Annotated in this window: 10 protein-coding genes; all 10 read left to right on the top strand. The window is 36.8% G+C overall.

What is annotated here, in order from left to right; genetic code table 11:
• Positions 1-900, top strand: a 900-nt coding sequence (gene nrfD / locus A6M55_RS15955) for an NrfD/PsrC family molybdoenzyme membrane anchor subunit (RefSeq protein ID WP_064198528.1), incomplete at its 5' end; no start/stop codon positions are given.
• Positions 901-927: 27 nt separating this feature from the next.
• Positions 928-1,449, top strand: a complete 522-nt coding sequence (locus tag A6M55_RS15960) for a DUF3341 domain-containing protein (protein WP_015028580.1) — start codon at positions 928-930, stop codon at positions 1,447-1,449.
• A gap of 21 nt (positions 1,450-1,470) precedes the next feature.
• Positions 1,471-2,085 (top strand): cytochrome c, encoded by a 615-nt coding sequence (locus A6M55_RS15965; protein ID WP_015028579.1) that lies wholly within the window; start codon positions 1,471-1,473, stop codon positions 2,083-2,085.
• A 110-nt stretch (positions 2,086-2,195) separates the two neighbouring features.
• On the top strand, positions 2,196-3,539 hold the full coding sequence (locus tag A6M55_RS15970) for a hypothetical protein (RefSeq protein ID WP_015028578.1): 1,344 nt from the start codon (positions 2,196-2,198) through the stop codon (positions 3,537-3,539).
• A 79-nt stretch (positions 3,540-3,618) separates the two neighbouring features.
• On the top strand, positions 3,619-4,752 hold the full coding sequence (locus tag A6M55_RS15975; RefSeq protein ID WP_015028577.1) for a cytochrome c oxidase subunit II: 1,134 nt from the start codon (positions 3,619-3,621) through the stop codon (positions 4,750-4,752).
• A 37-nt stretch (positions 4,753-4,789) separates the two neighbouring features.
• Positions 4,790-6,670 carry a cbb3-type cytochrome c oxidase subunit I gene (locus tag A6M55_RS15980; RefSeq protein WP_015028576.1) on the top strand — a complete coding sequence of 627 codons (1,881 nt, stop codon included), beginning with the start codon at positions 4,790-4,792 and terminating at the stop codon, positions 6,668-6,670.
• A gap of 54 nt (positions 6,671-6,724) precedes the next feature.
• Positions 6,725-7,702, top strand: coding sequence for a heme A synthase (locus A6M55_RS15985; protein ID WP_015028575.1), 978 nt, complete (start codon positions 6,725-6,727; stop codon positions 7,700-7,702).
• A 6-nt stretch (positions 7,703-7,708) separates the two neighbouring features.
• Entirely contained in the window at positions 7,709-8,590 is an 882-nt protein-coding gene (gene cyoE, locus A6M55_RS15990) for a heme o synthase (protein WP_015028574.1), read from the top strand.
• 42 nt (positions 8,591-8,632) lie between these two features.
• A complete protein-coding gene (locus A6M55_RS15995; RefSeq protein WP_015028573.1) occupies positions 8,633-9,244 on the top strand; it encodes a cytochrome c oxidase subunit 3 in 612 nt (203 codons plus the stop codon).
• A 79-nt stretch (positions 9,245-9,323) separates the two neighbouring features.
• Entirely contained in the window at positions 9,324-10,070 is a 747-nt protein-coding gene (locus A6M55_RS16000) for a cytochrome c oxidase subunit 3 (RefSeq protein ID WP_015028572.1), read from the top strand.
• Positions 10,071-10,201: the final 131 nt, after the last annotated feature.

Below are 10,201 nucleotides of genomic sequence, written 5' to 3' on the forward strand. Positions count from 1 at the left end.
TGGGACGTATTTGCAATCTCGACATACTTTTCAGTTTCTTGTTTATTCTGGTATATTGGTTTAATTCCAGATTTAGCTACAATCCGTGACCGTGCAACTGGTATCCGTAAGAAAATTTATGGTGCTTTGGCAATCGGCTGGACAGGTGGAGCAAGAGCTTGGGCAAGATACGAAGACGTTTCTTTGATTTTAGCAGGTTTATCAACTCCTCTAGTACTTTCAGTACACACAATCGTATCTTTTGACTTTGCTACTTCGGTAATTCCGGGTTGGCACACAACCATCTTCCCTCCGTATTTCGTTGCGGGTGCGATCTTCTCTGGTTTTGCAATGGTGCAAAACTTGATGCTCGTAGTAAGAGTTGTTTACAAAATGGAAGATTATGTAACACTTGAGCATATCTCATTGATGAATAAAGTCATCACACTTACTGGATCGGTAGTAGGTATCGCTTATATCACTGAGTTCTTTATTGCTGCTTACTCTGGCGTAGAATACGAACAATATGCATTCATTAACCGTGCAACTGGTCCACTTTGGTGGTCATACTGGGCGATGATGACTTGTAACGTAATCTCTCCACAGTTATTCTGGTTCAAGAAAATTCGCGAAAACATTCTTGTATCTTTCATTATGGCTGTAGTTGTAAATATCGGTATGTGGTTTGAGCGTTTCGTAATCATTGTTACTTCATTACACCGTGATTACTTACCATCAAGCTGGACTTACTTTACTCCACGTTTGGGTGATATTTCTGACTATATTTTCTCTTTCGGATTATTCTTTACAGCATTCTTCTTATTTGCTAAGTTCTTACCAGTTATTAACATGGCAGAAGTAAAATCTGTATTGAAGTCATCTTCAGAAAAATATCCAGAGAAAAAGAAAACAACAGTTTAATAAAGATTTTTTAACCATTCATATAAAATGGCAGATAGCAAATATTTAGTAGGAGTTTTTGACGATGGAGATGAGTTACTTCATGCTGTTGAAGACATTAGACACCAAGGTGTTAAAATTCATGAAGCATATACGCCTTTTGCTGTACACGGACTTGATAGAGCGTTAGGTTATAGTTTCCCAAGAATGGGAGTTGCGGCTTTCTTGTTTGGTATGACAGGTACTTGCTGTGCATTACTTCTTACATTCTGGACAATGGGCGTTGACTGGCCGATTAATGTTGGTGGAAAGAATTTCTTCCCATTCCCAACAAACGTGCCGATTATGTTTGAGCTTACTGTTCTTTTAGCGGCATTTGGTATGTCATTTACATTCTTCTACCTTGAAGATATGGGCCCAACTGCTAAACCAATCATATTTGACGCAAGAAGTACGGATGATAAATTTGTAGTAGCCATTGACCTTGCTAAAAATAAATTGTCAGAGGCTGAAATTTCACAATTGTTGAAAGATTCAGGTGCTTCAGAAGTAAATGTGAAAGAAGTATAAATCAATTCAAAGAATTTCAAGATGAAGGTTTCATTAAAAAATATTTCGCTTGCATTATCAATCGCATCTTTTTCAACAGTTGCCTTGACTTCATGCAAAGATAATAATAGTACTGGTTGGGAATTTGCTCCTAATATGTACAATTCTCGTGCATACGAGCCCCTAACACAATGGAGAGAGAATAATATCAACGCAGATGGAAAAAATATGCGTTCTCCTGTTGAAGGTACTGTTGCTCGTACAAACTATCATACTTCATTTTTACAAGATGATAGTACAGTTGTAAATGATTTGATGATTTATAACTTACCAAAAGATAGTATCGCAGTTGCAGAAGCAGTTTTGAAAAACCCAATTCCATGGTCAGATAAAGTTGAAGAGGAAGGAAAAGTTCTCTACGAAAGAAACTGTTTACACTGTCATGGCGAAAAAGGTGCAGGTGATGGCCCAGTTGGAAAAGTTTATAAAGGGGTTCCAAACTATGCTGCTGACGCTTACAAAAACATGAATGATGGACATATTTACCACGTAATTACTTTTGGTAAAGGTCGTATGTGGGCTCACGCTTCACAAGTGAACCCAGAAGAGCGTTGGAAAATTGTTCATTACGTACACAGATTGCAATTAGGTAACTAATATTTTAAATGCTATCCGTAGAGTTACGGATACCTCGCAAAGAGGTTTAGTATAAAAGATATATCATTTTATTAACACCCTTACAGTATAAGGGTTCAAATTCAAAGAAAATGGCTCATAGTACTCACGAAATTCCTTCTACAGAAGAAAGATTTGAGTTTAAATCTGAAACCAAAAGAAAACTAATAATCGCAGCACTTATTGGTGTTGCTTTGGTTGCAATTGGTTCATTCTTATTATCAAAAGGCTGGTCAATAGGTGTTTGGGAATCACATGGTGCCGAACATGCTGGTGCTGGACATGAAGCAGCAGGCGGCCACGCAGAACACGGCGGCGAGCACGGAGGTACATCATTACTAAACAGAATTATTGCCAATCTGTGGATGAATAGCGTGTATTTCTTAGGTATATCGGTAGTTGGTGCTTTCTTTATCGCATACAACTATGTAGCAAAAGCTGGTTGGTCATCATCAATCAAGCGTGTTGCAGAAGCTCTTCCTTCATTTATCATCGTTCCTGGAGCAATTTTAATTATCTTGATGGCTGTTCCTTCAACTCGCCACATGATTATGCACTGGACTCACGATGGTATCATGGACCCTTCAAGCGAGCACTACGATAAAATTATCGCAGGTAAGGCATGGTATTTAAATCTGCCGTTCTACATGATTCGCCTTATTGCTTACATAGCAGTTTGGTATTTCGGTTGGACACAGTTAAGAAAATACTCACTACTTGAAGATGAAGAAGGTGGTTTAGATAACTATTATAAGAGCCGTAATATTGCTAAATTTTTCTTGATTTTCTTCGCTGTAACAGCTTCAACTTCAGCTTGGGATTTATCAATGGTAATTGACACACACTGGTTCTCAACAATGTTTGGTTGGTACCACTTAGCAAGCTGGCACGTAGCAGGTTTGGCAACAATGATGTTGATTATTTTATTGTTGAAAGACCAAGGATATATGAAAATCGTGCAAGAAAGCCACTTGCATGATTTAGGTAAGTTTATCTTTGGTTTCTCTATTTTCTGGACATACGTATGGTTCTCTCAATATTTATTGATTTTCTATGCTAACTTACCAGAAGAGACTATCTATTTCCGTGAGAGATTTACAGGCTTCCAAGGAAGATACTGGTGGCCATTCCATATTAGTTTATTGTTGAACTTCTTCTTCCCATTCTTCATTTTACTTGCAAGAAACTCGAAGAGAAGAGCTACATTCTTGAAATTAGGTAGTGTATCGGTTATCATCGGTCACTGGTTTGATTTCTATCAAATGCACATGCCGGGTATTGCTAAAGAACAAGGTGGTATTGGTATCATCGAGTGGGGAACAACCTTAACATTTGCATCATTGTTTATCTATTTTGTTGCAAATCAATTATCTAAAGCAAACCTATATCCTAAAAACCACCCTTTCTTAGAAGAAAGTATTCATCACGATATTTAATTTTTCAAAACAATTTCGTTGAACAATATTTTTTAATACAAGGGTTAAAGTATTCAAACTTGTAAATTAATTAAGTAACATGACATTATTGATTGTAGCCTTAGCAATTGTGTTTATTGTACTTACCATTGCGGTAATTTCAAAAACACAAACACTCTTGAAAGGAGTGAAGGGAAGTTCAGAGCAAAATGATGAGGTAGTAGATAGTGCCAATAACCTTAATGCGATTGGTCTATTAGTGTTCTGGATTTTAAGCGTGATTGGTGTATTTTGGTCATTCTTCTATGCTAAAAAAGACTTCTTGATAGCTTTTGGAGATATACCTTCTGCTGCTTCTGTACACGGAAAGGAGACAGATTATTGGTTCTGGGTAAGTATGGTGGTAGTTACAGCCGCATTTATTCTTGTGAATAGTGTACTTTTCTATTTCCCCGTGAAATATCGCTATGATAAAAACAGAAAAGCACATTATTATCCTCATAATAATACTTTAGAGATTGTTTGGACTTTAATTCCTGCTGTGGTAATGGCAGCCTTAGTATTTACAGGACTAAGAGTATGGAACAAAGTAATGGCCGATGCTCCAAAAGATGCTGAGATAATTGAGATTATGGGTAAACAATTCGGATGGCAAGTAAGATACGGTGGCGTTGAAAATGGCAAATTAGGTAATTATAATTATAAACTAATTGATGATGCAGCTGGTAATGAGTTTGGACTTGATTTTTCTGATGAAAATTCATTCGATGACTTCACAAGCAGCACCGAAATGCACATCCCTAAAGGTAAGCCAGTTTTACTTAAAATTAGAGCGAGAGACGTACTTCACAGTGTATTTATCCCTCACATGAGAGTTAAAATGGATGCTGTACCAGGTATGCCTACTAAATTCTGGTTTATTGCTGATAAAAGTACAGCAGATATGCGTGCTGAATTAGGTAATCCGGATTTCAAATACGAAATCGCTTGTACAGAAGTTTGTGGTAGAAGCCACTTCGGTATGAAATTGATTTTAGTAGTTGATGAGCCAGCTGATTACGAAAAGTGGAAAAAAGAGCAAAAATCATTATTAGCTTCAAAACCAGAGTTCTTAGAGAAAGTTCCAGCAGGTTTGAAAGCTAAAGCTTTGAAGTATTTTCCAACAGAAGCTCCAGCAGATAGCACAACTGCTTCAGCCGGTACTAGTTTACCAACTGTTTCGGCTTTAAGATAATATTCAATCTAAATTATTAAAACTAAGTAATATACAAATGGCAGCAGTAGCACACGCAGATACTCATGTTCACGGACATGACGAAGCTCATGAGCATCACGAGCCACAGAGTTTTATACAAAAGTATATCTTCTCTGAGGACCATAAAGTGATTGCTAAGCAATACCTACTTACGGGTATGGCATGGGCCTTAATTGGCGGCTTTTTATCATTGGTATTCCGTTTACAATTAGGATATCCAGGTATTGATTTAGGTTGGTTAAAACCAATTTTAGGAGAGAGATGGTTTGATGAAACTGGTAAATTAGACCCGAACTACTACATTGCTCTTGTTACAATGCACGGTACAATCATGGTATTCTTTGTATTGACTGCAGGTTTGAGTGGTACGTTCTCTAACTTTTTGATTCCTCTTCAAATTGGAGCAAGAGATATGGCATCTGGATTTATCAACATGTTGTCATATTGGTTATTCTTCATTTCAAGTGTTATCATGTTCTGCTCATTGTTCGTACAAGATGGTCCTGCAGGTGGTGGCTGGGTAATTTATCCTCCATTAAGTGCACTACCAGACGCAGCACCGGGCTCGGGCACTGGTATGACAATGTGGTTAGTGAGTATGGCCATCTTTATTGCCTCAAGTTTATTAGGTAGCGTAAACTATGTAACTACTGTAATTAATTTGCGTACAAGAGGGATGACTTTTGATAAAATGCCTTTAACAATTTGGGCTTTTACATTTACAGCAATTTTAGGTTTGTTGTCTTTCCCAGTATTGTTATCAGCAGCGTTATTATTAATTTTTGACCGTAGTTTTGGTACAAGTTTCTACCTCTCTGATATTTATATCAATGGTCAAGCTCTGCCAAACCAAGGTGGTAGCCCAATATTATTCCAGCACTTATTCTGGTTCTTGGGTCACCCAGAGGTATATATCGTTATTCTACCAGCTTTAGGTATGACTTCAGAGATTATCGCAACTAATTCAAGAAAACCAATTTTTGGTTATAAAGCGATGATTTTCTCAATGTTAGGTATCATGTTCTTAGCGTTTATCGTTTGGGCTCACCACATGTTCATGACAGGTATGAACCCATTCTTAGGCTCAGTATTTACACTCCTTACATTGATTATTGCGGTACCTTCTGCTGTAAAAGGATTTAACTACATCACTACATTGTGGAGAGGAAATATCATCTTTACTCCAGCGATGTTATTCTCAATTGGTTTAGTATCATTCTTTATTTCAGGTGGTGTAACGGGTATTATTTTAGGTAATAGTGCCTTGGATATTCAATTACACGATACATATTTCGTTGTTGCTCACTTCCACCTTGTAATGGGTTCTGCTGCATTCTTCGGAATGGTAGCTGGTGTTTACCATTGGTTCCCTAAGATGTTTGGAAAAATGATGAATAATACATTAGGTTATATTCACTTCTGGATTACTTTCATTGGTGCTTATCTTGTATTCTTCCCGCAACACTATTTAGGTATTGCTGGTTTCCCAAGACGATACTATGCATATACTGGTTTTGATTTTACAAACAAATACCAAGATTTAGCTCAAGTTAGTACAATAGCTGCAATCATGGTGTTTGCTGCAAATATCATTTTCTTATTCAACTTCTTCTATTCAGTTTTCAAAGGTAAGGCAGCCCCTCAAAACCCTTGGAAGTCGAATACATTAGAGTGGACTACTCCAGTAAATGTTGGACATGGTAACTGGGTAGGTGAAATTCCAGCTGTTTATCGTTGGCCTTACGACTACAGTAAGCCGGGTGCTGCTGAAGATTTCATCCCACAAAATGTTCCATTCTCTGCTACGCCAGAATCTAACTTCCCGTACGAGAATGAATTAATTAAAGAAGAAAAAGAAATCGAAGGAATTAAGTTTGATTACAGTATTCCAGATTGATAAAAATTACCAACGATTCACAACCTAAAAGTTGTGAATCGTTGTCTCAAACTAATGACAACTCACGGTAAAGTATTTAGAAAACTTGGTTTTTGGACGATAGGAGCGATTTACTTTCTAATCTTAGTCGGAGGAATAGTAAGAGCAACAGGGTCAGGTATGGGCTGTCCGGATTGGCCAAGATGCTTTGGTTCATGGGTTCCACCAACCGATATTTCACAGTTACCAAGTAATTATAAAGAGATTTACGGTGAAAAACTGAAAGGCGAAATAGAATTCAATGCGGTAAAAACTTGGATTGAATATGTTAATCGTTTAATTGGTGTTTTAATTGGGATATTAGTTTTCGGAACGTTTGTTAGTTCGTTTGTTAGTTTCCGAAAAAAAGACAAAACAATTGTCTTGCTAAGCTTGCTAGCTACGATTTTAGTTGCGTTTGAGGGATGGCTAGGCTCGAAAGTGGTTTCAAGTGAATTACACCCTGTAATGATTACCCTACACATGATATTGTCGGTAATTATTGTAATGATACTACTTTATGCAGTCGCACGTTCATACAATTATGTAGTTAAAATCGAAGATATAGCAGATAAAAGTTCTTTGAGTTTTTTAGTTTCAGCAGCCATTTTTCTAACTACTGGTCAAGTTTTATTAGGTACACAGGTTAGAGAAGTAGTTGATAAAGTAGCAGCTTCAATGGGTGAAGCAATGCGAACGGAGTGGGTGGCAAATCTTGGAGGTAAATTTCAAATGCACGCTCTATTTTCAATGGTAATAGTATTGATTAACTTAGTAATATACTATAAAATCAAGAAATCAATCAGCGAAAAAGGTATTCTTACAAGATTTACTAATTGGTTAGTGATTGTAGTAGGAATTGAGTTAGTATCTGGTTTAACACTCGCATATTTAGGTTTCCCTAATTTCATGCAGCCTGTCCATTTAACACTTGGAGTTTTGGCTATAGGGATTCAGTTTGTAATCTTTTTATTTCTCAACAAAGAAAGAGTTTTCAGAAGCATAGCTTCTTAAATTTCGATGAGTTTGGTAGCGACACAAAATATTTTTGCTCAGAAGTTCAAAGCATATTATGATATAACCAAGTTTAGGTTATCATCAACAGTTGTTTTTTCTGGTGCATTTGGATTCATATTAGCATCTGATAGTGTTCAATGGAAACGTGTAATGCTTTTTGCAATTGCGGCTTTTTGTACTACAGCTGCTGCTAATATAATCAATCAAATTATCGAGAAAGACCTTGATAAATTGATGAAACGAACTGAAAATCGCCCACTTCCGAGTGGAAGACTTTCAGTAAAGGAAGCAATGATTTTCGGTATGGTTATGGCCTCGATTGCTACCTACATTTTGTTCTTTGAATTTAATTATAGAGCAGGGTTATTGGCAATATTGTCAATGGTTTTATATGGTTTTGTTTATACACCACTAAAACGCGTTGGACCAATTGCAGTAGCAGTGGGAGCTTTGCCGGGAGCTTTCCCTCCAATGATTGGATGGATTGCATCCTCAGGTCATTTTGGATTAGAACCTGGGATTTTATTTGCGATTCAATTCTTTTGGCAATTTCCTCATTTTTGGGCAATTGCTTGGGTTTTAGACGAAGATTATTCTAAAGCTGGTTTTAAACTTTTACCATCTGAAGGTGGACAGAACTTGAATTCAGCGATACAAATAATGATTTATACTTTGTTTTTATTGCCTCTATGTTGGGTACCTTTTTATTTGGGTATGACAGGTATAAATTCGGCAGTGGTAGCGATGGTGTTTGGCGTATTATTTTTAGCCCAAACTTTCCATTTGATGCGTAAAGTTGATAGAAAAGCAGCTTTACAATTAATGTTTGGCTCATTTATTTATCTACCAGTAGTACAAATAGCCTACCTTTTAGATAAAGTGTAAGCAATAGAATACCCGAAAGGGTAAATCAACAGACTAAAATTTATGAGTAATAAATCAAATAAAAATAAAGGTGTTTCAACAGCAACAGTTGGAGTTGAAGAACCAGCACAAGTGTTGTCAGTAAATAAGTGGAAATTCATTACTTGGCTTTTTATTATTACTATTGTTATGCTATTTGCCTCACAGACAAGTGCATACTTAGTAAGAAGAGCAGAAGGAAACTGGGTGGAATTTACTGTACCGACCATTTTTTGGATTAGTACCTTGGTATTGATTATAAGTAGTGCAACAATGCATTTATCTTTGCAAGCGGCTAGAAAAAATGAGAACGCTAAGCTGAAAACCCTGGTAGCTATTACAACAGTCTTAGGACTTACATTCTTAGGAATGCAATATATTGGATGGCAAGATTTACAAGCCCAAGGAATTTTCCTAAAAGGAAATCCTTCTGGTTCGTTCTTTTACATTTTTACGGGCTTACACATGGCTCACCTTTTAATCGGACTAGGAATTTTGATTGCTACCTTTTTGATGGCTTTCAGAATGAAGTTAGATTCGAGTAATACAATTTTGGTCGAAGTTTGTGCTACATCTTGGCATTTCTTAGACATTCTATGGGTTTATTTATTTGTATTTTTATTGTATTTTAGATAATATTTACTTTTTGACTATTTTTGGGTCAGAATTAATTGAACTGTTAACCAAAGCGGCAAACCGCTAACAATTGTAAGTTATGGCAAGTGCAAAAACCTCTACAACCGCAGAACACTTAATATGGAAGGGTGGCGTGCAACCAATGAAAGTTGGCTACGGAAAATTAATGATGTGGATTTTCTTATTATCTGACACATTTACTTTCTCGGCTTTATTAGTTTCATACGGTTTAGTTCGTTACAGTTTCCCTACATTTGAGGGTTTACGTAAAAACTTTGAATTCTCTAATACTTGGTGGCCAATTCCTGAAAGGGTTTTTGAAGCCGTTCCGTTTTTGCACGGTGTTCAAGCTCCGTTAGTTTTCGTTGGTATCATGACTTTTATCTTAATCATGAGCTCAGTAACAATGGTATTAGCCGTTGAAGCGGGGCATCGTAGAGATAAAGCAGATGTTGAAAAATACATGCTTTGGACAATTCTAGGTGGTATTGCTTTCTTAAGCTCACAGGCTTGGGAGTGGTCACACTTTATCCACGGATCAGAACATGGCTTAACATTGAAAGATGGTACACAAATATTTGGTGCAAACCTTGTGCGTAATGAATATGGACCAGCCGCTTTTGCTGACTTCTTCTTCTTTATAACAGGTTTCCACGGTACACACGTTTTCTCGGGAGTTGTGTTGAATGTATTGGCATTTTATAATACAGCCAATGGTGTTTATGAAAAACGTGGTCACTACGAAATGATTGAGAAAATCGGTCTATACTGGCACTTTGTAGATTTAGTTTGGGTATTCGTGTTTACCTTCTTCTACCTTGTTTAGAAATAACCGAACCTCTTTATTTAATAATTAGAAAGTCTTAAAATTGTTATACAATGGCTCATTCTGAAATAACTGAAAAACTACCAGCACAAACCAAAGAAATTTGGAGAACATTCTGGATTTTGTTAGGC

Source organism: Emticicia sp. MM, from assembly GCF_001649495.1.

Coding starts and splice junctions, on each gene's coding strand:
- A6M55_RS15985 (WP_015028575.1), top strand. CDS start 6,725: ATGACAACTCACGGTAAAGTATTTAGAAAACTTGGTTTTTGGACGATA.
- cyoE (WP_015028574.1), top strand. CDS start 7,709: ATGAGTTTGGTAGCGACACAAAATATTTTTGCTCAGAAGTTCAAAGCA.
- A6M55_RS15965 (WP_015028579.1), top strand. CDS start 1,471: ATGAAGGTTTCATTAAAAAATATTTCGCTTGCATTATCAATCGCATCT.
- A6M55_RS15975 (WP_015028577.1), top strand. CDS start 3,619: ATGACATTATTGATTGTAGCCTTAGCAATTGTGTTTATTGTACTTACC.
- A6M55_RS15960 (WP_015028580.1), top strand. CDS start 928: ATGGCAGATAGCAAATATTTAGTAGGAGTTTTTGACGATGGAGATGAG.
- A6M55_RS16000 (WP_015028572.1), top strand. CDS start 9,324: ATGGCAAGTGCAAAAACCTCTACAACCGCAGAACACTTAATATGGAAG.
- A6M55_RS15970 (WP_015028578.1), top strand. CDS start 2,196: ATGGCTCATAGTACTCACGAAATTCCTTCTACAGAAGAAAGATTTGAG.
- A6M55_RS15995 (WP_015028573.1), top strand. CDS start 8,633: ATGAGTAATAAATCAAATAAAAATAAAGGTGTTTCAACAGCAACAGTT.
- A6M55_RS15980 (WP_015028576.1), top strand. CDS start 4,790: ATGGCAGCAGTAGCACACGCAGATACTCATGTTCACGGACATGACGAA.